Here is a 25,453-nt window from a genome sequence, read left to right on the forward strand (position 1 = left end):
TGTTTATTTTATTTATAGCATCCCTTGCTCCTGAGTTAATTTAGTTGTATAAAAATTAGTTCCTTCTAATCCTCCCAGCTTAGTCCCCATGCTTCTTGATCACTAATATTTGGAAAAGCAATCTTTAAAGCTCCCGTAATTAGAGTCACATATTTATTAGCCATATCCTCATGCTGGGCTGAAATATTGTATTTTCCATCTGGACCTTTACTTAGTTTGCTAAACATATATGCATGCAAAATCTCATGGTAAATGGTACTCAAAATATATTCTTGAGAATAAGTGGGCAATTTATTCTTATTTTGAATAAAAGCATTTTCCAATGGCATTATTTTAGGCATTTCGATATCTTCATGTGTGCTCGATTTTGAATTTTGAGCATATGCTTGATCTTCATTAAATTTTAGGTTAAATTTCATTATAATATCTTTAAACCCTTTTATATAATCCTATAAGCAAGCCATAGAGGTAAGCCATCATCCTTAACTGATGATATCAGCACTGACGCCAGTGAGAAGGCTAAAACCCAATTATTTTCCTTTAAAATAAAGGTTGAACAAATCCCATAAATCTAAAATGGCTTTTCTACCTTTTCTCCCAGGACATTTTTCATTGTAGTAATCCGGTGCATAAAAAAATAGTTCCTTAATACTATCTTTAGTGATAAGGTGTAGATAAATTTTACCTCCATCAGATACTGCATCCCCATTCTTTTTTATATCACAACCTTCTCCATCAATTTTATCATCCTTAATTTCCCACATTTTTAATTTAGAAGATTTTACCCAAAATTGTTTCAAACTATCTATTTTTAAATATTCTGGCTGAAAAAAAACATTAATATCAATAGGCACGAGATATATTAAATTTCCATTATTCTTTAAAAAGGCATCTTTAAAAATCTTAGGAATAGTTTTAAGCTTAGAATCAAGTACTACTCGGGGCTTGTAGGTATAGATTGAAATCGTATCACCAACTATACTTAAAATACGATAATTTGGTATGTTAAACGTACCTAAGCCTTGTAATATATAGGTACTATCTGCATTTTTTTGAAAAAATTTATGCATGGGAGTAATGCCTATGTTATTTTGAGCCTTAACATTTATCGAAAAAATACAAATAGCAAATAAATAAACTATAAATCTCATAATTTTATTTTTTAGGACATAATGGTGTACTGTTATCAGCAAATCCAGAATGATGTGCATTTTGTAAACCTTGCAAGGTAGAAAAATCCATTGTTTGATCTGTTCCCCCAACTTTAAATGTATAGTTTTTATAACTTTCCTTCCATAAGGAAGTTTCTCGAACTCCACCCCAAGCTATTGCGGTAGCATCTTTTAAATCGAGGTTTGGAAATATAGATTTCATTAAATTTACAAAAGGTATTATATAATTTTTAGAAATTTCTTCATGATTTTTCCCATGATTAAGATCACTTCCTGCTTTATATTGCAGATAAGCGTGTAGAGTTTCATGTATTATGGTTGCAACGGCATATTCTTGTGTAGCACTATTTAAAACACTTTCATTTAATAGGATTGAACAGCTGAAAACACCACCATCATAATTGTATCCAGTTGTCTTGCCATCAACAACATTTCCTTGGCTATCAAAAAGTTCGGATACATTACTAACGCCTACTTTTACTTTTGTATTGGCATCCAAACTGGTAATGATTTTACTAATCGTATCAGTAAAATTTTGACCATTCACCCCCTTTGCTTTCGTAAGTGCAATTTTTAAGCATTCATTTGTTAAGTTATCAACAATATCTTTATTTCCACTATTGGGTGTTCCGCTACTACTGCCACCACCACCACCCGGACTAACCGGAATGCCCGGATTTGTTGGTGGGGTTGTGGGGTTCCCTGGTGGCAAGAAAATGATTGGAGGTGTCGGCGGCGGCGGGTTACCATGGATCGTTACCTCTTCCAGCGTACCTCCATCACCATCTCCTCCAGACATCAGCTTAGCACCAGCCTTTCCATTAATCCTTTGCGAAACTGTCAATAGGCCACCATTAGGTCCGGTTAGTTTCAGCTCCTTTGTATCCGCTCTGTATATCCCACTCATGAACAACCTGCCGCTTCCAGTATAAAGGTTCAGCTGCGACTCCCCGACATAGGGGTTGCCCATATACTCCTTAATCATTCCCTGGGTAATGCCAGCTTTGTCCACCAGGATACTCATCTCCATGTAAAAAGCATTGTTATGCTTTAAGTTGTCTTTCAGGGGCGAGATGGGAATGCTGATCACCTTTACACCGGCTGAATTGGTATCCAGAGAGTAAGCTTTCCAGTTGACCAGATAACCTTTCACGCGGATATCGCTGCCGTTGTCTGAAGCTGGTAGCATGCTGTTTTCCTTGTACCAGGTCTTGGCCTTGTTTATCAGGGCTTCATTTGCGGACACCGTTTTTGAAGTTTCGGGATATAAGTTTTCTTCCTTCCGGCAGGAATAATAGACCAGGCAGGTGAGTAGCATAAAGCCGATACCGGCCCTGTAAATTAGATTTTTCATAGATTTAGATAGATTTGTTATTAAATTAGTATGTTCATAATAAGGTATATTTTAAAGCATTTGTCCGTTTTAAATATAAAAGTGCTTCAGCCCTGATTTGTGTTACTTCCTTTGAAGGCACCTTTATAGGACTGTTAAGTATGTCAAGCGCAAGTTCCTTAGCCTGCTGCTGCCGTCCCCATTCTATATAGAGCTGGAACATAGCATATTTCGCCGTAAACATTTTTGGAAAGGCATTAATAGCCTTTTTATAATAGATCTCAGCTGTGTCCTTTTTATCGATAAGCGTATAATTGTAAGCTGCCTGTATATAATTATAGGCTGAGGGCGACAAGACTACTGCCCGGTTGAGCAGGGGCTGCGCCTCCTGGTAATAAGAATGGTGCTGCAGGCTAAGGCCATAGTCAGACAGAAACAAGGATTCATTGGCCAAAGTTTGTTCAAGCTTTTGATATGCACCCCATGCATATGCCTCGTTATATTCCCAGGCACCTTTTTTCAATAGCTGCCATTGTTTCAACCCAGAAAATCTTTCATATATCCACTTGCTCATGAGCAGCACAGTGATCAGGGGTAAAGCGAATAGCATTTTTTTTAATCTGACTTTACCAAAGACAAACCGTTGCCTGAAAGATTCCGGGGCTACCGAAGATATAACTGCTGATATCGTAAAAAATAACAGGGACACCGGTATGGTCTGGAATGGGTAAGAACAAAGGCCAAATACGATCAGGATAGCCAAAGCTACCCCAAATAAAAACACCTTGTTATTAGAGAAATCTTTGTTTAGGGAAACCTTAAACAGCATAGCTATTAGGTATCCAAAAAATAGTAAGCCAGTGATTCCCGACTCTATTAGTATTCGGTAGGGCTCATTGAACAGGCTGTGGGTATCTCCAGCCAATAGTTTCTCCTCCTGCGACCTTATAGCCGAGCTAAAATAAATTTCCTGAAATCCGTTGTATTTTTTTTCTACAAAGCCAAGCCCTTTCCCAATAAATATATCGGCGTCTACCATATAGCTTCCGACCTTCCATATCAATAATCTGCCATTGAATGACCCTGGCCTGATAGCATACATCGCCACAACAAAAATCAAAAAACAGGTTCCGGCTATAATAATATTCTTAAGTCTAGGCATTTTATTCAGCAAGAAAAGGAAACAGAAAAGAATAGTAAAAACCAGTGCTGCAAGCGCCGTGCGGGAACCCGAAACAATTACTGTTGCCAAGGCAAAGCATGAATAGAATAGCGGAAGGTAAAAGTATTCTTTTGCACTACCTAACAAGGACAGGGCTAAGGGAATCGAGACAACTAAAAAACCTGCCATAATGCCGGAGTTGCCAAGCAAGCCATTAAAATAATATGGGTGACCCATTAAAAATCCAATCCAGAACTGGCCCATGATCAACAGCCCTAAGAAACATATTATTTCAGCTATAAATCCAAGACTATTTTTTGATAATAGCCTCTTTACAAACCAATAAAAGATGAGATAACTAAGGTATAAATTAACGTCTTTATCATAGATAAAACCTGTACTATAGCCTGAAGCTATTGTCAAAAGGCAATTATAAAGAACAAACGTAATAACCGTAAAGTCTATGAGGTTAACTACAGGAGTGTGCCTCTCCATAAATCCTATTGTAGTAAGATATAGGGCCACAAGCACCATTGTAAACGAAAAAACCAAAGGTTGATATTGCTTTGCAATAAAAGATGGGTAATAAAAACCGGAAAGAAATACCAGACAGAAAACTATCCCATATTTTAAGTCAAATTTCCATACTTTTTTTTCCATCCCTATAGTTTATCGACCGCCAGAAAAACTGACTTTTGTAGTAAATAATATAATACAGGGATGAAGTCCTAAACATATAAATAAATATTATATAATCCAAAAACGAAAATAATTTTATAAGTCCTGGAATAAAAAGAGAATCACAATGTACCACAATAGCTCGATATTCATCAGGTAAGAAAAGGTTTACGGCTAAAAACAGATTGTCAAATTATCTTTTGGCTATCTCTATTTGACTAAGTCATTATTTAAACCACAGCATAATTTTAAGCCTGGCTTCGATTATTGTATTTGAAGCCAATCAACACTTGGTCTCCAGTTTCGGGTACAAATGAAAATCACTGTTCTTGTTCACTTTTCAATGTTACATAGATCCAACCCATATTCCCGGTTTGTCGGGGACCTGTTTACTACGCAAATCCCTAATCTATTTAAAAAGAAATAATATGACCATTGATACTGGTATGTTGTGTCAGTTAAACCAAGTTAATGTTTAGCTTAAACTTCACAAGAGAGATCCATTGTACTGTGATGATTATAATTTGCGACAACAATAAAGAAATCAGATATAAAACAGTGAATATCTATAACAAATAGTAATATTCTGCCAAATAACAGTTGTCTGTTCTGCATCCTCAGGCAGTTAACAGATATATTCAACCATTATTACCTCAACGTTTAGCAAAGGAAATTGCTTCTAAAACCTTTCGCCGGTTAAGAGATCTGTTAGTTCGGGTGAAATGGCCCTGCCAATCCCGTTAAACAGAATTTTAATCCCCATTACCTCACCTATACTCTTATTATATTTTACGGTGAGTACCCTTTTATTATTTAGCAGAACAGAGGCCATTTTGTTTTGTACATTGATAATTACCTCGCCACCATTTTCAGGATCGAAGGCTAATGCACTTAGATCTTTATTGGTACCTAATTCCTTTACCTCAGAAAATTTATAATCACAAAAAGCTGCACAGCTTTTTCTAAACAGGTTTATAACGTGTTTATCTTTCGAACCGAGGATGAGGATCGCTGTTCCTACACATTGTGTACCCGGTCTGTCTTTTTCAGAGAAAACCTTGCAGTGGAACGAAAAATTGTCGCCATTAATATGTGAAGGTTTAATATTACTAAAACCAACCATGAAAGGTTTTTCGGTATCGAGGCCTGCCGAATCGAGTTGCCGGGGAGAAACGCAGATATTTTTTGGATCGAGCTTTTTCAGCCCAATAACCGGAAAAGCGCGTGAAGTATCATTTCCCGAGTTGGCTACCCAACCTTTTGTTTGCATAAATACGCTGGCAGTATCAATGGCCTTGCCATTATGAAAAAGAGTAGCATAAACCACTCCCGGGTTTTTAAAAAATTTTGTTACTTGTTTATTGCCGCTGATTTCTGATTTGGTTGCTTCTTCGGCCAGATCGAGCTGAAATTTTTCATCATGATCAAAATCCTTGTCAGCTTGCAGCCTGAAAATTGCAGAATGCGGTACCGTACCAAAAGGATTGATACAGATAAGCTTTACCTGCACCGGCGTATTGTGCCTAAACCTGATTAAGGTGATGAAACCCAAAAGCAATAGCGCCACAGAAGCAGCCAGTACAATAAAAAGCTTTCGCCCAACCTTAACTGGCTTTTCGGTCAAAACAATTTGGGATTCCTGAGCTGTTGCTTCCCGGGCATTTTTAGTTTCCCTGTAAAAACGTTCGAGTTCCTGCCAGTCGCGGTACCCGATAAATTGAGCAAGTACATCTCTGGTTGCTTTCTGCGGATAATAACGGTTGGAAGTTTTTAAGGTACCCAGCAGGCGGCGGAGTGTGTTTTCGCTTAAATAAACTTTCGTCTCTTTTCCAATCCGGGTACTCAGGGTTGTATAATTTCCAGATCGCCATTCAGCCAGAGGCAGCCCGCCCATTTTTTTTAAGATTTCGGCTACGCAATAATCTAACAATTCAAAAAATGTATGGGTTTCCTTATTTCCAGAGTCCGACATTACAAAAAATAATCAACTATAAATCAAATGGTTAAACATACAAAACAATTCAAAAACTTTGTAGCAACAATCATTAACCACCAAATTATATTTCAAATAGTTTTACTAAACCTTAAGGGCACATTACAAACATAACATATTCCAATTAAATACAGGATGACAACCTGCATTCAATTACAAGCGCAAAAAAAACTATTAATTATTTAAATAATCAATCCCTTAAATAGTTTAAAAACCAAATAACATAACCAACAAAACTATGTCTTTAATTAAACAACACAATTCTTCACACAAATGTGCAGAGTGGTTACCTGTTAAGAAACTATCCCAAAACCGGTGGTTAATTTTGGCCTTATCTTTTGCCCTGATTAGCCTGCAATCTAATGCTAAAAATCTATTACCGAAAATTGATATGGGAAAAACCAGGCTGGAAAAAGCCAGCTTATTCAATAATGAGTTCTCAAAGGCCAATTTTCTTGATATAAGCGGAAAAGTTGTAGATGAAAACGGGTTACCCATCCCTGCAGCAACCGTTACGGTTAAAGGAACCAAAATATTTACCCTGGCCGATGCCAATGGCCGGTTTTTGCTCAAAAACATCGAAGATGGCGCCATTATCATTGTTACTTACGTAGGCTATAAGCCTTTCGAAGTAAAAGCTTCGGCCGGTATGGTGATTAAAATGGTGCCTCAATCCAACCTGGATGAAGTTGTTGTAGTAGGCTACGGATCGCAAAAGAAGAGAAACATTACAGGATCAGTGTCTTCTGTAAAAATGGATAAAATTGCTGTTATTCCGGTTTCTAATCTTTCAAATGCCTTAGCCGGCAGGGCTCCGGGCATTACGGTTACCAACAGCTCAGGCCTTGCGGGTGCCACTTCCAGTATCCGTGTAAGGGGAAGTTTCAGGGAACCCTTGTATGTTATTAATGGAGTAATAAAAAACAAAGCTTCTTTTGATGCGCTGGATCCGAATGAGGTAGATCAGATCAGTATTTTAAAAGATGCGGCATCTGCTGCAATTTATGGTGCACAGGCGGGTAATGGCGTGGTAGTGGTAACCACTAAAACAGGTAAGGTGCAAAAGCCTCAGTTTAATTTTCAGGCAACCAACACATTATCTACCACTACCCAAACGCCACTTGGCGATATTACAACAGCCGCTGATGAGCTCACCTATCAAAACAGGGTAACCAGGTTTGAATGGGAACAAGGCCCCAGAACAACCCCTTATGTGCAGCCCAATAACCAGAGAGAATTTGATTATTTTAAGGATAAGATCTACAACGTAAACGATTATGTGTGGCGCAATCCATATTCTCAAAAATATGCCTTTAGTGTTAATGGCGGCAGTGATAAAATTACTTATTACACCATGGCGGGTTATACCAATGAGCAGGGCACTTATAACAATGTAAGCTTCGCAAAATTCAATTTGCGATCGGATGTTACCACCCAATTGAGCAATGCCATTTCGATGAATTTGAATTTATCGGCCTCCCAGCAAAACAACCGGCGCTTTTTTTGGCAGGGCGATTCTGCCGATGATTTTAACGTGGGTGATTTTTACCGCGTAACCTTTAACTGGACCAAACTATATCCTTTTTATACAGAGGCTGATGGCACCCCTGCCAATCATGTTACGGCATTTCCGGTGCAAACCCCGTTAGGCAGTTTTCAGGCCTGGAGTGTTATCGATCAGGTGAATGGCGACCGGTATATCGACACTAAAAACAGGCAGTTTAACCCTATTTTAACGTTTAATGTAAAATTAGATGCCATTACCAAAGGTTTATCTGCCAAAGTTGTTGGAAACTACGAGGCAGTAGATTACATGCGGAAAACATTTATTACTTACCAAAAAAACTATGTTTTTATTCCGAAAGAGGCAAGCGGCAACCGTTTTATTCCGGCAGCGCCAGATCCGGCAAGAACAAATACCTATACCTTTGGTCAAACCCAGCCAAGCTTAAGTTATGAAATGAACAATGCCTGGCGGTACCAGCTAAACGGCTTTTTAAATTACGACAGATCGTTCGATAAACATAAAGTAACTGCACAGGCTATATTCGAGCAATCGGAATTTAAAACCACTTACATTACCACTACCGGATATGCGCCTACAGCGAGTATCGACCAGATGTTTGCCTACTCCACCTCGGCCGGCAACAGAACTGGTAATGCAACTGAAGCTATTGGCGTTAACGGTGGAAACGCCTTCAACTCATGGATTTCGAACATGGCATGGATCGGCAGGCTGGGCTATAATTTTGACGAAAAATACCTTGTTGATTTTTCATTCCGGTACGATGGAACGCCGCTGGTTGCTGAAACTAAAAGATGGGGTTTCTTCCCTTCTGTATCTGCAGGCTGGAGAATATCTCAGGAAAGTTTCGTAAAAGATCATGTAAAATGGCTGAGTGATTTAAAACTACGCGCATCATATGGTACAACCGGAAATTTAGTCACTACAGATAACAACACACTTAGTCCTTTTGGCTTTGAACAAACCTATGGCAACGGCAACTCCTATATTTTTGGCAATACCCTTTTCCGCGGCGTTTCGCCGGGCAATATCCCCAGTCCAAACCAAACCTGGGCAACCATTTATAACTACAACCTAGGCCTGGATTTTGGTCTGTTAAACAATAAACTAACCGGCTCCGTTGATGCTTTTTTAAACAACATGAAAGATATCCTGGGAACCCGGTCGGTTACCATTCCGGCAAGTTTCGGACAAGGTACAGCACCAGAAAACTATGCAGCCAGAAGTTTTAGGGGAATAGATTTTAACCTGGAATGGCAGGATAAGGTTGGCGAAGTTTCTTATTCGGTATTTGGCAATTTAGGTTATGCAAAAGACCGCTGGGATGTACTGGATCAAAGTGCGGATTATTTGCCGGGTGGCGCAAACGCCTGGCGTAATGCAATCGGTCAGCCAAACAACAGGATTATCGGTTTAAAAGCCATTGATTTAATCAGGACACAGGAACAGCTGGATGCCTTAAACGCCAGGGGATTTTTACAATATGGCAGAAAACCTTATCTGGGTGCCATTCTTTACGAGGATTTACGTGGTGATGCTTATGCCCCCGGCGCCAACAATAAAATAGACGACAATGATTTTCAGGTGCTGAGCAATAATGCTTTGCCAAGAATAAATTTTGGTTTTGGTTTCAGGGTTAACTGGAAAGGTTTTTCTGTAGATGCATTATTACAGGGCGTGGGTGCTTACGATAAGGTGATCAGTAACCAGGAAGGGGGTGGTATGCGCCAGCATGGTGGTAATTTCCGTACGTATTACCCGATATGGGCCGGCGATGTATGGACACCCGAAAATCCTAATGCCAAATATCCAAGGCCTGTTGGCCAGAACTGGCAGGAATCCGGCACGGGGACTTCGAGTTTCTGGATGGTTAATGGTTCTTACCTGCGTTTAAGAAACATCAATGTGGCTTACGATTTGCCACAAAAGTGGGTAAGCAAAGCCGGACTGGCCGGTACACAGATTTATTTTAATGGCACCAACTTATTAACCTTTTCAGCCATGAAAGAGTTTCAGGATCCTGAACAAAATAACTATGATTCCTTCCCCATTATGAAAACCTTTACCCTGGGCCTAAATGTTAAATTTTAACCGGTTATTTTAAAAAAATGAAAAAGATATTTCTATTCCTCATAGCCGTTACCTTGTTCTCGGCATGCAAAAAAGCACTCGATGTTGATAATTTAACGGCTTACGACCCTGATCAGATCTGGAATGATCCCTTGCTTGCCGATGCCTATTTAACCAATATTTACCCTACAGCATTTGGCAACTGGAATGTGGGTGCCGATCGCAACAGCGACCAGTTATCGGGTATTGTTTTTCCGCAAGATGCCGTAACCATTACCAACGGAGGTTTGGGCAACTGGAACTATAATCCCGTTAGGTTGGTCAACCAGGCCATTTTAAACATTCCGAAAGGAACTTTACCCGAGGCCACCAAAAACAGGATTTTAGGGGAAGCTTATTTTTTAAGGGCTTACTTTTATTTTGGCATGGTGCGCACCTATGGCGGAGTGCCCTATATTAAAATCCCTCAGGACAGGTACACCGACGAGCTAAACGTGCCCCGCAACTCCACTAAAGAATGTTTCGATTTTATGAATGCCGATTTAGACCAGGCCATTACTTTATTGCCAAAACGTAATTTACCCACCGCAGCAAACTGGGGAAGAATTGACGGGAACTTTGCCTTAGCTTTTAAAGCCAGAATGGCACTTTACAAAGCTTCACCGCAATTTAATCCGGGTAATCCATGGGATAATGCTTACTGGGCCGATGCATATACGGTAAATAAAAAAGCTTATGATGATTTAAAATCGCAGGGTTATAAACTGGTAAGTGATTATGCCAACATTGCACTAGCTGAACGTAATACGGAAGTGGTGTTTTCCGTAATCAATCAGTTTCCTGATAAAACAGCCAGCTGGGACAATGGTGCACGCCCTTTATCATTATCAAGGGGAAATGTGGTAGCCGGTCCAACTTTAGAGTTTGTTAAGGCTTTCCCCATGAAGGATGGAAAGCTATACAATGATGTTTCTGGCAAATACACGGTTTCTGATGCAGATTTTTTAAAATCGTACTGGAAAAACAGAGACCCAAGATTTGAAAAATCGATGGTGTGGAATGCAAAAACGTATCCTGTTGCCGGTACCGTTACAGGCTATCGCCAATACACAGCTTTAGGTATTGCCAATGCGCTGGATAACAACGGAATTAACCCAAATTCGCCTGACCGATCTACCAATAACAACGTACATACCGGCTTCTTTATCCTGAAAAACTGCGACCTGAGCTTAACCCAGGCCACAGTATTACAATACGGAATTGATTATGTATTAATGCGTTATGCAGAAGTAATGCTCAATTATGCAGAAGCGGCGAACGAAACCAACCATTTGGCAGAAGCACTGGATATTTTGAAGCAGATTAGAACCAGGGCAGGCATTGAACCTGGTACCGACGGTAATTACGGTATTGTGGCAAATACCCGCGAACAAATGCGCAAAGCCATTATGGACGAAAGAAACATTGAACTATGTTTTGAAGGTTTCAGGTTTAACGACCTGCGAAGATGGCGGATGTTCAGTTTACTGGATAATAAAGGTAAAACCGGATTGGAAGCCATAGCCATAGAGGCTGATGGTACAGAAATGGCATTGGAAAAGGCAAGATCGCTTGGTCAGGCCAGCCAGCTGCTAGAAGAAAATTTTAAATATGTTCCACTGGCTGTACCTCAATCAGGCAATAAAATAAATGTTGTTCCCGATAAATATTATTTCGCTCCGATACAGCAGAGTATTATCGCAAACGCCAATAAACTACAGCAGAACAAAGATTGGGGAGGCACTTTCGACCCTACGCTCCAATAATAAACAGAAAGTATAAGGGGTGTGCCCTGTAGCCGCCCCTTTTTTTAATAAAACACGGTTAAATAAACGATCATAAATGACTAAACCCATAAAACCACTTCCCTACTTATTTTTCATCTTCTTTTTTACCAGCTTATTTTCCAATGCCGCTACCCCTATCGAAGATTTAGCAAAAAGGATAGCCAAACCCTACGCCAAAAACATCATTTTTGAACAAATACCAGGCAATAATGGAAAAGATTTTTTCCAGCTGGAAAGTGAAAATGGCAAGCTGCTTGTAAAAGGGAACAGCTATAACGCTATGGCTTATGGCCTTAACCACTACCTCAAATATTATTGCAATACCTCAATTTCGTGGTATAAAGACGATAAAATTGACCTTCCGAAAGTAATGCCTGTATTAGCGGGCAAAGTTAACCAGGAAGCCAGGGTTAAAAACCGTTTCTTTTTAAATTATTGCACATTTGGCTATACCATGCCCTGGTGGGGATGGAAAGACTGGGAACATTTAATAGACTGGATGGCGCTTAACGGCATCAACATGCCACTTTCCATTACCGGGCAGGAGGCCATCTGGTACAAAGTATGGACAAAAATGGGCTTAAGCGATGAGCAGATCCGCGGTTATTTTACGGGACCGGCTTTTTTGCCCTGGCACCGCATGTCGAACATTGACCACTGGGACGGTCCATTACCTAAATCGTGGCTGGAGAATCAACTCGCACTGCAAAAGAAAATTGTTAAACGCGAACGTGAACTGAACATGAAACCAATTTTGCCAGCTTTTGCCGGGCATGTTCCACAGGCCATTAAAACCAAATTTCCCAATGCAAAAATTACCGATCTGGGTACCTGGGGAGGATTTAGTGAAGAATATTACAGCCACTTCCTCGATCCTTTCGACCCTTTATTTAAACAGATACAAACTGCTTTTTTAGAAGAGCAGACCAAAGAATTTGGTACAGACCACATTTATGGAGCTGATCCATTTAACGAAGTAACGCCACCCAGCTGGGAGCCAAAATACCTGGCCAGTGCTGCGGATGTAATTTATAGCTCGATGAAATCTGTAGATCCATCCGCTGAGTGGCTGCAAATGACCTGGGTATTTTATTTTATGCGCAAAGACTGGACAAATGAGCGCATTAAAGCGTTTGTAAGGGCCGTACCACAGGATAAAATGACACTTTTGGATTATTATGCCGAAAGTACAGAAGTATGGAAACTCACCGAATCTTATTTTAATCAACCTTATATCTGGTGCTACCTGGGTAATTTTGGCGGCAACAGTATGCTGGTTGGCAACCTGCAAACAGTAGAAGACAGAATGGAAAATGCATTTAAAAACGGTGGTGCAAATTTAACCGGAATAGGCTCTACCCTCGAAGGTTTTGATGTTAATCCCATTATGTACGATTATGTATTTGAAAAAGCATGGAGCACCGGAAAAACAGACGTTGATAACTGGACAAATAACTGGGCAAACAGGCGGTTGGGCAGTGTAAACACACAAAATCAAATCGCATGGAATAACCTGGTAAAAGAAGTTTACAACAAGCCTTCACAATTGGGCCAGGGGATTTTGGTTAACGCAAAACCAAGTTTAAAGGGTACCGTACACTGGACTCCTAATCCAAAGTTTAGTTATAGTAACAAAGCACTTTTCGAAATATGGCAGAAAATGCTTGCTGTTCCAAATCCCAGCCATCAATCTTTCAATTATGATGTGGTTAACATCGGCAGGCAGGTTTTGGGCAATCATTTTATTACATTGAGAGACGATTTTACAGCAGCTTATGAAAAAAAAGACATTGCGGAAATGACCAAAAAGAAAGAAGAGATGTTAAGCCTGATTGATGACCTTGATAAATTACTGGCCACGCAACCAAGCATGCTTTTAGGAAAATGGATAGCTGACGCCAGAAAACTCGGTAAAAATGCCCGTGAAAAGGATTATTACGAAAAGGACGCCAGAATGCTGATTACCGTATGGGGTGGCAAACAACGCTCGCTAAACGACTATGGCAACCGCAGCTGGGCGGGCTTAACAGGCGGTTTTTACAAAAAAAGATGGCAAATGTTTTTGGATGATGTTTTACTGAGTGCTAAAGAAGGAAACAAATTTGATGAGAAAGCTTTTAAGCTAAAAACGTATGCTTTTGAAGATAAATGGCTTTTAGAAAAACAAAAATATGCCGATAAACCAAAAGGCAATAGTTATCAGCTTAGTTTAGAACTGTTGCATAAATATGCAGCATCGGTTAATTAAAATAGATCCGGAATCATAACTCTTCTATCAATATAACGCCTAAGATCATTTGATTTTGGGCGTTGTATTTTCTGCGCGCCTTTACCTGCAGTAAGTTTTTATATCCGCTCGCGAATACAATTGTATAAATTAAAAACAACTGGCTGTTTATTTTTATTATCCTTAAATTGGAACAAAAATCTATAGTATATGAAAATCCTGATTACTTTTTTACTTTGTGTTACCGGTTTTGTAAGCCAGGCACAAACCTCTAAAGAACTTATTGGAAAATGGAAACTGGTAAAGGAGACGACAAATGGCGTGGTAAAAACGCCAGACAATGTGTACCAGGTGTTTATGGAAGGTGGTAAATTTGAAGGGATTAACGGAAACAATTCACGTACCGGCAAATGGAAACTTTCCGAAGACAATAAAAAACTAACGGTCAGAATCAGTATTGTGTCCATCAAATTTGACGTGGAGTATTTTGATGCTAAAAAAAGGATCATCAGCAGCGACAAAATCGGAACACTGGAATATGAGAAAGTTGAATAATGCAGTTTATTTAAGTTAAACATCCCGCTCCGATGTTTACCAGATTCAGACCCGCAGAAAAATCAGTCCACTTTCCTGACGACAGGAGGTTTGTTGCATAAAAAGTTATTCTGGAATGATTTGCAGTAGAAGGAAAGCAAACAGGGAATGTTATTTTCTGTAATCTAGCTTGCATAACATCGAACCGTTTCCATTGCTGCAAGCTCAAAGGTTAGGTTAACCGATCGCCCGTCAAGCGGTCTGGTGCAATGCTTAACCATTGCAGGAATGGTAAACAGCTGTCCTGGTTTCAGCTCAACCGTACGGTCTTCAAGATCGATTAATAAAATGCCTTCAATGGCCATAAAAGTTTCATCACTGTTAGGATGGTAGTGCCAGTAAAAAGATTCTGTCATTACCCCTACCCTTACTATATGGTCGTTAAAAAGAGAAAGCGGAATATTTTTATAGCTGCTTATACCAGCAGTTTCCTGCCCAATATCAATTACGGTAAGCTGAGGGATGGTCTTAGTCATTTTTATTTTAGTTTAAAATAGGGCCTGAGTTCATTCTTACAGTGACCAAACGGCAAGTTCATAACCATCAGGATCAAGAAACTGGAACCTGCGTCCGCCAGGAAAATCAAATATTTCTTTTGAAATCACCCCTCCTGCGTTAAGCACCTTTGTTTTGGTTCCTTCCAAATCCTCTGAGTAAAGAACAACCAGGATACTTCCTTTCGAAGGCTCACCCAAAGTAAAACCTCCGTCCACAAAATCCCCTTCAAATGCGGTATATTCCGGCCCGTAATCGGTAAAATTCCATCCGAACGCCCCGGTGTAAAATGCTTTTACCTTCTCCAGATCGCGTGAGAGAAATTCAAGGTACTGCACCTGCTGGTGCTTAAGTTTCTGCTGGTTGTTGCTCATAATATTTCTTTTTTTCAAAAATACCGATAAATGACCTTATCCTTTTCGAAAAATTCAATAAATCATGTTCCCTTACACAAAAACCTTTACGGCGATGGTTTTCTTTAAAATAATCTGCCAGATTGTTGAGTTACTGGTCGTAATACATCTTAAATCGTTAAAATTGAGGCATATAACTGTTTTGATTTAAGGATCATTCTATATTTATGCCTGCTGAAAAATAAATTTCAATTTAGCGCATTTAATTAGCCCAGGGCATATTTAAACAACATTATCACGTGTATAATTAAATAGCCTCTAATGTTAATATCGAGCTTGTTTCACTACGGAACAAATACCACTTTAATCCTGAGCTCATTAAACTTTCTCCACTATAAACCTGCCCGTCTTCAGTAAACTGCGGTTTAGCCTCTGCCCTCAGGTTTATTTCCTTAATTTTGTACTTCTTTTTCGGATCCAGACCATTTAAGATGATGGCCGGATAATTTTGTGCCTCGCTCACCATTAAATTATAAGCAAAAAGTATAGCGTTAGTTTTAGTACTATCTACATACATTAAAGAGGCACTATTCGTTTTATATGGAGATACCAGGCGGTATAAGTCGCCATAATTGATTAAAGGTTGTAATCGCTTATAATTTTCTACTGCCGCTTTACTAAATTCGATATCCTTCTGGCTCATTTTCTTTACCTGCACATCGAAACCCATTTTGCCCGACATTGCCACATCCAGCTTAAATTTTAAGGACTGCTTGCCCCAGTCAGTAACATGGTTACAAATGGTTAAGGCTGGAAAGAAATAGGAATATCCCCATTGTATCTTTATGCGGTCTAACGGATTGGTATTGTCACTTGCCCAAAACTCCTGAAAGTATTTAAGTGCCCCATACTCTACCCTGGCGCCTCCACTGGCACAAAGCATCATTTCCAGATCCGGATATTTGGCTCTCACCCGGTTTAATACATGGTAAAGTCCCTGAGTGTATTTCACAAATAAGGCATTCTGGTCTTTTCCCAGAAAAACGCTATATGGATTGCTCATCACGCGATTGCAATCCCATTTCATGTAAGCTATACCGGGCGATTGCTGCATTAAATTATCCACCACACCAAACACAAAATCCTGAACTTTCGGATTACTAAGATCGAGTACCAGCTGGGTACGCTGCAAATCTTCAGGACGATTTGGTGCTTTTAAAAGCCAATCAGGATGTTTTTCATATAACTCACTTTTAGGATTAACCATTTCTGGTTCTATCCAGATCCCAAAATTAATATTTTTGTTTTTTGCTTCCTTTACAAGATAACTTATTCCGTTGGTTAGCTTTTTCTTATTCACTTCCCAGTCTCCAAGTCCGGCTTTATCATTATCACGCGGATATTTATTTGCAAACCAGCCATCATCCAGTAGAAAAAGATCGACGTCCAATTTTTTCGCACCATCAAATAAATTAACAAGTGTATCCTGATTAAATTTAAAATAAGTTGCCTCCCAATTATTCAATAAGGTCTGCCTGTGCTGTTCTCCCTTCCAGATGCCGTTTTTAATTGCCCAATGGTGAAAATTTCTGCTTACCTGACCCTGCCCGCCGTTGGTATAGGTAAAGATGAAATGCGGTGTCGAAAAACTTTCCTTGGTTTTTAAGCGATAGGCTGATGCATAGGCGTTAATGCCACAGATCACTTTCAGTGCCTCTCCAAGTCGTGAGTTGTTTTTAAAAGTCTCAAACTGTAGATCAAAATTACCGCTCCAGGCCAGTGAGCCACCAAAAACCTCTCCTTTATTTTCGTCGTCAAGCTGCTCTTTCGATAGCATAAATGACGACAGGCCATTTTCTACAGTTTTAACACCAAGTTTAGATTGAATGCTGTAAAGCCCATTTGGCAGCAGAAATTGTTCCATCTGCGCCTCTATTCCCCAATCGCCGTTAAAACGTGTAAGGTAATTGGTAGCGCCGGGGAAATTTAAAAATACAGAAGCATAACGGTTCAGCAACACATCACCTTTCTCCTGATTTTCGATAACCGTCCAGGTTTCAATAATATTTTCTTTTTGAAAAGCCTTAAAATGCAGGGTTACATAAAAATGATATGCCGGATCTTTTAACCGGATATTAGTTTCAATCACGTTATCATCTACATTCCTTATTTCTTTTGATAAGTAAGCCAGCTGCAGCGACATATTGCCATCTGCATGTGTTACGGCTAAAGCAGGCTCCTGAAGATAAGTAGCCCCACCTGTAGCATAGGCTGGTAATTCGTATGCATTTATATTCCGGTAGGAGGCAGAATCAAGCAGATTAGTACCAAAGTAAATTTGGTTTAACTGTTTGTCTTTATTTACGCTGTAAACCAATGCTGATTTCTCGGTACCGATTATAATTTTTTGTGCATTTAAATTTAAGTGGTAAAATATGGCCAGGGCAAATATCAAAAAACCGCGATTGTTTCTATACTTCATTTGTAAGAGATGCTTGTTTGTTAAAGGATATAATGATGTAAAGCCGCATTCTGTATGGTTAGATCATCAGCAACATCAGTAAACAAATTTAACAAACACTAAACAAAAGACTAACCAGCTATTAACGGATTAAGATAAGATCTTAACCTAAGATATACCACAGCACATTAATTTGTGATGACCGGTAGCCAAATGAGAAACAAAATATTTAGATGATAACCGGATGGTGTAAAGACTTTTTAACTGTATCTGAATTTCTATGCCAAATGCATTACCGCATAAAGCGCTGTTAAAGAAACCATTACCCACAGCAACAAACCCTGAAGCAAAGGTTTAAAACCTACCGCTAACAATATTTTCCGCGATAGCCCTGCCCCTATTAAAAAAAGTGTAAGGGTAAGCCCTGCCTTTGCAACAGAGATTAAATAAGGACGCCATGCGGCAATGGCCGGCAGATAGGTATTGGCTACAATGGCCAGTACAAACAAGATAATAAAATAGGGAAAACTGATTTTTTTGGATGGGTTTTTAAATAAAAAGGTAGACAGAAAAGCTACAGGAATAATCCATAGCGCACGTGCCAGTTTAACGGTTGTGGCCACCTCCAGGGCTTTTGCCCCGAATTTACTGGCTGCTCCCACCACCGAGCTGGTATCGTGAATGGCAATGGCGCACCATAGGCCAAACTGGCTTTGCGAAAGGTTTAAATAATGCCCTACGAGTGGAAAAACTAAAAGCGCCAGGGCATTAAAAATAAATATGCAGCCTAAAGCTATAGAAACCTGCTTTTCTCCTGCAAGTATTACGGGTGAAATGGCGGCAATGGCACTTCCGCCACAAATGGCCGTACCTGACGAGACGAGGTAAGCAGTCTTTTTATCGATACAGAGCCATTTGCCAATAAAATACCCCATAACCAGCGTCCCGATAATTGAGAATATGGTAAAAATTATACCTTCTTTACCTGCCTGAAGCGCCGAATGCACGTTCATCCCGAAACCAAGCCCTACAACAGAAAACTGAAGCAATAAACTGGTACCTTTATGATTAAGCGCCATATAAGGATGGCCGGTAAACTGGGCAACAGCAAAACCTAGCAAAAGCGCAACTGTTGGACTTACAAATGGGGTAAGGCAAAGTATTATGCAACCTGTAAATACAATTTTTTTAGTGAATGGATTTACTTTGAAAATAAGCCCCTCATCAGATTGGGCAGAATGACTATGAATATTCATTTCATTATTGTTTTGATATTCAAATATCCATAACAATAAACCTGTTTTTAAATCACAATTACGAATGATCGATAACTAAAAGTTATTAAATAACACATTTAATTAATGTATTTTTTGTTTTTTAGCAAAGCGGATAAACAATTCTGCAAGCGAAGAAGCCTGGCCGTGTTGGCGGATAAAATGAAATGGCCGTTCGATATTTAATCCCTTTACATCAATAATCCGGAGTTCGTTATCCCTGATTTCTTTTAATATCGAGTAAATAGAAACAAAAGCTAAACAATCGCTATGGCTCAAATACGATTTAATACTTTCCGTACCACCCAGCTGCATTTCCATTTTCAGGTCAGAAAGTTTAATGTGTTGCTTAGCCAATGCCACACCAATTACTTCGCGTGTGCCAGACCCCGGTTCTCTTAATAAAAACGGATAATTAAGCAACTCTTCGGGTTTTAAAATATCCTTTCTGATTTTAGTATTTCCTGAGGCGGCTACCAGCACAATTTCATCACGCAGATAAGGTTCATAACTGATTTGCGGGCTACGCGAAATACCTTCAATAATGCCAATCTCTACCTCTCTGGCCAACAAAGCCTGTTCGATATCTTCCGTATTTCCGGTTAGCAACTGAACATTTACCGACCCAAATTTTTTATGGAACAGTGCAAGCACTTTTGGCAGGATATATTGCGCAACGGTTGTACTGGCCCCTATCCTCAGCACACCACCATGTTCCTTATTCAGCAGGTTCAGGTCATATTCCAGCTCGCCATATACCGCAATTAGCTGTTCGGCATAAGCAAGCAGCACCTTTCCGGCAGCGGTTAGTGCTATTTTTCTATTTCCACTACGTTCAAAAAACGTTGTTTTATACTGTATTTCTAATTCTTTAATGTGTTTGGTTACCGCAGGCTGCGAAATAAAAAGTTCAGCCGCCGCACGGGTAAAACTAAGGCGCCTGGCCACGGCATAAAAAACCTGCAATCTGAAATCGAGCATATTCTTATAAATATTTACAAGTATATAAAATCTGGTTTATTTGTTATTGGTTGACTGGTTAATGGTGTGATTGTTTATAACCAATGATAATAAGAAATTTGCCTGTGCAAACAATTAACTCCAGACCTGGGACTAAAGACTACGGACTAACTTAACCAAATCCATTTAAGCTTATTATTCGTTTATTTACATATAAAAACACATACAATGAAAATATTAATTGCACTATTATTTCTGTTAAGTTTTGGGTTTAATGCCAGTAGTCAGGAAACCAAGACTCAAATAAAAAACCCATATTATTCCCGCACCAATACTAAAAAATTAAATGTTAAAAATTCGGAATGGAAAAAAATCTTATCTCCTGCTTTGTATGCGGTAGCGCGGGAAGCAAACACAGAAAGGGCCTTTACAGGAAAGTTATGGAACGCCAACCAGAAAGGAACCTACTATTGTGCTGTTTGTGGCAATGCCTTGTTTAAATCGGACGCTAAGTTTGCCAGTGAATGCGGCTGGCCAAGTTTTTTTGAAACCATCCGTAAGGGAAGCACCATTTACAAAGAAGATAACAGTTTAGGTATGGAACGCACAGAAGTAGAATGTGGCCGTTGTAATTCGCATTTAGGGCATATTTTCGACGACGGGCCTGCTCCTACCCATAAACGTTATTGCATGAATTCGATCGCGCTTGACTTTGAGCCTGATGGTTTCGCACAGTAAACAGGCTTAAATAAAAAAGGCTTTCTTTACCATTAAGAAAGCCTTTTTTTTTACAGATCAGTATCTTTTTAGCTTAAGATAATCTGGTAATTTACATTTACTCTTTTCGGATAATTGCTTTCCTCACTGTTTAAGGAAACAAATGCCGCATTGCCATGAACTTCGTTTTTCAATGCATGTTCGTAATGCGCCTGGATAGCTTCCTGATAATTCTGCTGAACGCTTTTTGTAGTTTCGGCTAAAAGATTTCTGTCATTCAGGTTTTCCGGCAATAAAGTAATATCGCAGTTTCCTTCACTGATTTCTTTGACTAAGTATTTCATTTTTGGTTTTAAATCTTCGTTTCCTGTTTTATGAATAACATTTCGAGAACAGCCAAAAATATGGTAACGCTTTATTTTTCATGTAATCTAAAAGTTAATTTTTAGCCTAAAATCATGTATTAATTTTAATTCAACGCGTATCATTCTAACCACAGCAGGCAAATAAGATCAAAATAAGGCTTCACAGCCATCCTAATCACATACTTATAAACGAATATAAAAAGACTGAAACTTTTAGTTAATGCCTTTGTTTAATTATACAGAACGCATTTATTTACAATACGTTAATCTAAATTAGAGGATAAGGAAATGAAAAAGATATTGGTGGTTGATGATAATAAGGAGATATTAGAGGTTATAGAACTGATTTTAGGATCGGAAGGCTACGAGGTAAATGGGTTATGGGATGCAAGCAAGCTGAATCAAAGGATTACGGATTTTAAGCCAGATTTAATTTTACTCGACGTTATGCTGGGCGTGCTGGACGGGCGTGATCTTTGTAATCTACTTAAAAAGAACAAATTAACAGATCATATCCCTGTAATTATGATATCAGCCAGCCATACCCTGGGCGATATGAAAAGCCATGTTTGCCACCCGAACGATTTTATAGCCAAACCATTTGATATCAATAACCTGATTAATAAAGTAGGCGCTCAGCTCGTAGCTTAAGGTTTCTGATTAAAGAAATTATTCATAAAAACGCTCTGAAATTTAATGGCATTTGCCCAGTATTCCCAATTGTGGGCACCTGGCCTTGTGGTAAAATCGTGAGGAATATTATTATACAACAGTTCATCATGAAGGCGCACGTTAACTTTATAGAAAAAATCCTCTGTTCCGCAATCGATTGTAATCGCTAATGATTTGGGTTTAATCAGATTCACCAGGTCAATCACACTGTGTTGTTTCCAGCGTTCAGAAAATTCATCTTCCGCTCCCAGTCTTTTCGGAATGTTCCATCCGTTCGGGAAAGGTTTAATATCAACCCCACCGCTCATACTGCCCGCAGCACCGTAAACATCCTGATGTTTAATGGCCAGATAAAGCGCCCCGTGGCCGCCCATACTTAATCCCGTTATCGCCCTTCCTCTTTTTTCGGCTATAGTTTTATAATGTTCATCAATATACCCTACAAGTTCTTTGGCAACATAGGTTTCGTACTTCCATTCAGGATCAACCGGACTATCAAAATACCAGCTGGTTACATTTCCATCAGCACATACAATAATGAACTGGTACTCATCTGCCAGGTTTTTAATTTCAGGTACTTTTTTAACCCATTCGGCATAATTGCCTCCCGCACCATGAAGCAGGTACATTACAGGAAAAGATTTTCCGGTTTTGTAGCTATCGGGCTTAATTACCACAGCTTTAATATTTTTTTTCATCGATTTGCTATAGGTTAAAGCGGTATCTACTTCGGCAGCATAAACTATTTTTGTAAATAAAAACAAACAAACGGTGAGTAAAAAGTGGTTTTTCATTATCAAATTATAATATGGTCAGGCAATACGATGCTAAATTTATAAAATAACCCCATATTCTTTACAATTTCTTACAATTAAAAATAAAAATGATACTTGCTGTGTATAAATCCGCCTTCTAAAAGAAATAAAACTTTAAAACAATTTTGTTACATTATGGTTGTTGAACGGATGAACCTGCAAAACATGAATAAAACCTATCCATTTTACATCAAGGCGCCTGTAATCCTTTTAGGCCTGGTTATTATAGTATTTATGATGAGCGTACTGCGAGATATCCTGGTACCATTGGCTTTCGCGGCCTTAATCGCCATTTTACTTAACCCGCTCACCAACCGTTTCGAAAGAAAAATGCCAAAAATATTAAGCATTATCCTTTCCATGCTGATCGGTTTGTTGGTTGTGGCAGGGGTACTTTATTTTTTATCCTCGCAGGTGGCCCACTTTTTTGATGACCTGGACAGCATTAAGCATAAATTATCACAATTACTTGAAGAAATAAGAAGCTGGTTACAAACCACCTTTGGTATTTCTACACAAAAGCAGATGCAAATGGTTAATGATGCCGCGAATGGCAGTAAAGCATTGATCGGCCAAACACTTAGCGGCTTAATGGGTGTTTTAAGTGTGGTCTTCCTGATTCCGGTTTATACTTTTTTAATTTTGTTATATAAAACACTGATCCTCAATTTCATTTACGAAGTATTTTCGGAAGAGAACAAAGAAAAAGTTGCAGAGATTTTGGGCGAAACGAAAGCAGCCATACAAAGTTATATTATTGGTTTATTGATTGAAACTTCTATTGTTGCAGTAATGAACTCTGTAGCTTTATTGATCCTCGGTGTACAAAATGCTATTCTCATCGGCGTTATCGGCGCCATATTAAACCTGCTCCCTTATATTGGTGGTATTATTGCCATTGCATTGCCGGTATTGATGGCCACCTTAACTAAAGATGGTTTTACCACCCAGTTATTAATTATTGCGGCTTATGCTTTAATCCAGTTTATCGACAATAATATTCTCGTACCACGCATTGTTTCGAGCAAGGTACAGATTAATGCCTTAATTTCTATTGTAATTGTACTAATGGGCGCCGCACTTTGGGGCATACCGGGCATGTTCCTGTCCATCCCATTTATCGCAGTATTAAAAATCATTTTCGACCGGATTGACGGACTGAAACCCTGGGGTAAACTGCTGGGCGATAACATCCCGACAGAGCATATGGGCCAGATGAAAAGGTTCAGGAGGAAGAAAATTACAACTGCATAAAGTTTATAGATTTAGTTAAGGGAAGTTCATCATCTCCTTGGCATGGCAACGTGAAGAGATCTATATTGAGATAGATTGCTCGGCTACGCTCGAAATGACGGTAATTGTGGAAGTTATAGATAGGATTTTTTTGTAGGTCATATCGATTTTATGCAATAAACTCAAATTCAAAATGACGATTTGTTTTATTACATTTGGGCTACACAAACAACCATGAAACTAAGCTCTTTTCTGTGCCTCACGCTATTGGCTATGGCGCTAATTTCTAAAAGTTTTGCCCAAAACAAACTTCAATCTGCCTCATTTATCACATTTAACGGTTACAGCACCAACTTTGCCGAAAAAATAGATAAAAAGGAACCTGTAACTATTGCTTTTTTAGGTGGATCGATTACCAATATGGAAGGCTGGCGTAGTTTAGCCTGCAATTATTTAACTAAAACCTATCCGCATACAAAATTTAAATTTATCAATGCAGGTATTCCTTCATTAGGTAGTTTACCACATGCTTTCCGCCTGCAGCGTGATGTGCTCGACAGCGGGAAAATAGATTTATTATTTGTAGAATCTGCCGTTAATGATCATGTAAATAAAACGGCAGAACAAACTCAACGTCGCGCTTTAGAGGGTATCATCAGGCATACGCTAAGCAAAAACCCGAAAACCAATATTGTAATGATGGCTTTTGCCGATGAAGATAAAAACAATGATTTCGATAAAGATAAAACACCGGTTGAAGTAAAAGTACACAGCGATTTGGCCGAATATTACCATTTGCCATTTATAAACCTGGCTTTAGAAGTTGATAAACGCATTGCCAACAAGGAATTTACCTGGGCCGCTGATTTTAAAGACCTTCACCCTGCGCCTTTCGGACAACAGCTTTATTTTAATACCATTAAAACTTACCTCGAAGAAAACCAAAAGAACACCAATAAAAAAGCAGATTCTGGTGTACCTAAAATCATTGATAAATTTGCCTATACCAAAGGTCAATACGTAAACATTAGCGCGGCAGAAAACCTGAATACCTTTAGCATTAACAAAAACTGGAAACCTGCTGACGGTTTAGAAGCCAGGCCTGGTTTCGTAAATATCCCTGTACTGGAAAGCAGCACGCGAAACAGTAGCTTCGATTTCATTTTTAAAGGCAATGCAGTAGGTATCGCCGTTTTATCAGGACCTGATGCCGGCATGCTGCACTACCGGATTGATGGCGGAGAAGAAAAAATAATTGATCTGTACACGCAATGAAGCGCAAGCCTGCATTTACCCTGGTATTTGTTATTAGGCGACCAGTTAGGAGGTGGTGAGCATAAACTAAGTGTGCGTACCAGCGAATATCACCATCCAAAATCTACAGGATATACCTGCCGTATTGCTTATTTTCTGGTAAACAATAATTAACTGTTAGTATGGGTTTACAATCCATACCGATCGAACATCAACTTTTCAAACGGTTAACCGGTTAATTAAAATTACCCTACTTAATCGATTTAGTTTAGAG

21 protein-coding genes are annotated in these 25,453 nt (G+C 39.1%); 9 read left to right on the plus strand and 12 right to left on the minus strand.

All coding sequences use genetic code 11. From position 1 onward, the window contains the following. Positions 1–65: 65 nt before the first annotated feature. From ACTJKC_RS22120 to ACTJKC_RS22140, 5 genes are all read right to left on the minus strand, one after another. Entirely contained in the window at positions 66–419 is a 354-nt protein-coding gene (locus ACTJKC_RS22120; protein WP_440795394.1) for a hypothetical protein, read from the minus strand. A 111-nt stretch (positions 420–530) separates the two neighbouring features. Next, a complete protein-coding gene (locus tag ACTJKC_RS22125; protein ID WP_440795396.1) occupies positions 531–1,151 on the minus strand; it encodes a hypothetical protein in 621 nt (206 codons plus the stop codon). Positions 1,152–1,155: 4 nt separating this feature from the next. After that, entirely contained in the window at positions 1,156–2,526 is a 1,371-nt protein-coding gene (locus ACTJKC_RS22130) for a SprT-like domain-containing protein (protein WP_440795398.1), read from the minus strand. Between the two features lie 34 nt (positions 2,527–2,560). Next, complete coding sequence (locus ACTJKC_RS22135) at positions 2,561–4,327, minus strand: O-antigen ligase family protein (protein ID WP_440795400.1); 1,767 nt, start codon at positions 4,325–4,327, stop codon at positions 2,561–2,563. A gap of 697 nt (positions 4,328–5,024) precedes the next feature. Continuing rightward, positions 5,025–6,317, minus strand: a complete 1,293-nt coding sequence (locus ACTJKC_RS22140) for a hypothetical protein (RefSeq protein ID WP_440795402.1) — start codon at positions 6,315–6,317, stop codon at positions 5,025–5,027. Between the two features lie 259 nt (positions 6,318–6,576). On the opposite strand from ACTJKC_RS22140, the gene ACTJKC_RS22145 reads away from it, so the two are divergent. The 4 genes from ACTJKC_RS22145 (at position 6,577) to ACTJKC_RS22160 (ending at position 14,541) form a co-directional block, all read left to right on the plus strand. Next, complete coding sequence (locus ACTJKC_RS22145) at positions 6,577–9,954, plus strand: SusC/RagA family TonB-linked outer membrane protein (RefSeq protein ID WP_440795404.1); 3,378 nt, start codon at positions 6,577–6,579, stop codon at positions 9,952–9,954. A gap of 17 nt (positions 9,955–9,971) precedes the next feature. Beyond that, a complete protein-coding gene (locus ACTJKC_RS22150; protein ID WP_344849954.1) occupies positions 9,972–11,738 on the plus strand; it encodes a RagB/SusD family nutrient uptake outer membrane protein in 1,767 nt (588 codons plus the stop codon). Between the two features lie 76 nt (positions 11,739–11,814). After that, a complete protein-coding gene (locus tag ACTJKC_RS22155) occupies positions 11,815–14,007 on the plus strand; it encodes an alpha-N-acetylglucosaminidase (protein ID WP_440795406.1) in 2,193 nt (730 codons plus the stop codon). Positions 14,008–14,196: 189 nt separating this feature from the next. Then, positions 14,197–14,541, plus strand: coding sequence for a lipocalin-like domain-containing protein (locus tag ACTJKC_RS22160; protein ID WP_344849950.1), 345 nt, complete (start codon positions 14,197–14,199; stop codon positions 14,539–14,541). A 164-nt stretch (positions 14,542–14,705) separates the two neighbouring features. Here the strand turns inward: ACTJKC_RS22160 and ACTJKC_RS22165 are convergent, their stop codons facing one another. The 5 genes from ACTJKC_RS22165 to ACTJKC_RS22185 form a co-directional block, all read right to left on the minus strand. Continuing rightward, on the minus strand, positions 14,706–15,056 hold the full coding sequence (locus ACTJKC_RS22165; RefSeq protein ID WP_440795408.1) for a cupin domain-containing protein: 351 nt from the start codon (positions 15,054–15,056) through the stop codon (positions 14,706–14,708). Positions 15,057–15,092: 36 nt separating this feature from the next. Beyond that, positions 15,093–15,449 (minus strand): VOC family protein, encoded by a 357-nt coding sequence (locus ACTJKC_RS22170; RefSeq protein WP_440795410.1) that lies wholly within the window; start codon positions 15,447–15,449, stop codon positions 15,093–15,095. 286 nt (positions 15,450–15,735) lie between these two features. Continuing rightward, complete coding sequence (locus ACTJKC_RS22175) at positions 15,736–17,910, minus strand: alpha-galactosidase (protein ID WP_440795412.1); 2,175 nt, start codon at positions 17,908–17,910, stop codon at positions 15,736–15,738. A gap of 257 nt (positions 17,911–18,167) precedes the next feature. Then, positions 18,168–19,145, minus strand: a complete 978-nt coding sequence (locus ACTJKC_RS22180) for a YeiH family protein (protein ID WP_440795414.1) — start codon at positions 19,143–19,145, stop codon at positions 18,168–18,170. Positions 19,146–19,247: 102 nt separating this feature from the next. Continuing rightward, complete coding sequence (locus tag ACTJKC_RS22185; RefSeq protein WP_440795416.1) at positions 19,248–20,144, minus strand: LysR family transcriptional regulator; 897 nt, start codon at positions 20,142–20,144, stop codon at positions 19,248–19,250. A gap of 207 nt (positions 20,145–20,351) precedes the next feature. Between ACTJKC_RS22185 and msrB the strand changes: the two genes are divergently transcribed. Further along, positions 20,352–20,861 (plus strand): peptide-methionine (R)-S-oxide reductase MsrB, encoded by a 510-nt coding sequence (msrB, locus tag ACTJKC_RS22190; protein ID WP_440795418.1) that lies wholly within the window; start codon positions 20,352–20,354, stop codon positions 20,859–20,861. Positions 20,862–20,929: 68 nt separating this feature from the next. Here the strand turns inward: msrB and ACTJKC_RS22195 are convergent, their stop codons facing one another. Beyond that, positions 20,930–21,184, minus strand: coding sequence for a hypothetical protein (locus ACTJKC_RS22195; RefSeq protein ID WP_344849937.1), 255 nt, complete (start codon positions 21,182–21,184; stop codon positions 20,930–20,932). A 309-nt stretch (positions 21,185–21,493) separates the two neighbouring features. On the opposite strand from ACTJKC_RS22195, the gene ACTJKC_RS22200 reads away from it, so the two are divergent. Beyond that, positions 21,494–21,856: a response regulator gene (locus ACTJKC_RS22200; protein ID WP_344849935.1), complete on the plus strand. Its 363-nt coding sequence runs from the start codon at positions 21,494–21,496 to the stop codon at positions 21,854–21,856. Here ACTJKC_RS22200 and ACTJKC_RS22205 read toward each other — a convergent pair. Continuing rightward, positions 21,853–22,671 carry an alpha/beta hydrolase gene (locus ACTJKC_RS22205; protein ID WP_440795421.1) on the minus strand — a complete coding sequence of 273 codons (819 nt, stop codon included), beginning with the start codon at positions 22,669–22,671 and terminating at the stop codon, positions 21,853–21,855. The two genes, ACTJKC_RS22200 and ACTJKC_RS22205, sit on opposite strands and share 4 nt — an antisense overlap. A gap of 186 nt (positions 22,672–22,857) precedes the next feature. Between ACTJKC_RS22205 and ACTJKC_RS22210 the strand changes: the two genes are divergently transcribed. The 3 genes from ACTJKC_RS22210 (at position 22,858) to ACTJKC_RS22220 (ending at position 25,353) form a co-directional block, all read left to right on the plus strand. After that, on the plus strand, positions 22,858–23,946 hold the full coding sequence (locus ACTJKC_RS22210) for an AI-2E family transporter (RefSeq protein WP_344849930.1): 1,089 nt from the start codon (positions 22,858–22,860) through the stop codon (positions 23,944–23,946). Positions 23,947–24,159: 213 nt separating this feature from the next. Beyond that, positions 24,160–25,200, plus strand: a complete 1,041-nt coding sequence (locus tag ACTJKC_RS22215; RefSeq protein WP_440795423.1) for an SGNH/GDSL hydrolase family protein — start codon at positions 24,160–24,162, stop codon at positions 25,198–25,200. A 27-nt stretch (positions 25,201–25,227) separates the two neighbouring features. Next, complete coding sequence (locus tag ACTJKC_RS22220; RefSeq protein ID WP_440795425.1) at positions 25,228–25,353, plus strand: hypothetical protein; 126 nt, start codon at positions 25,228–25,230, stop codon at positions 25,351–25,353. Positions 25,354–25,453 lie beyond the last annotated feature (100 nt).

It is taken from the genome of Pedobacter sp. 22226, assembly GCF_052045455.1.
Lineage (GTDB): Bacteria > Bacteroidota > Bacteroidia > Sphingobacteriales > Sphingobacteriaceae > Pedobacter > Pedobacter jeongneungensis.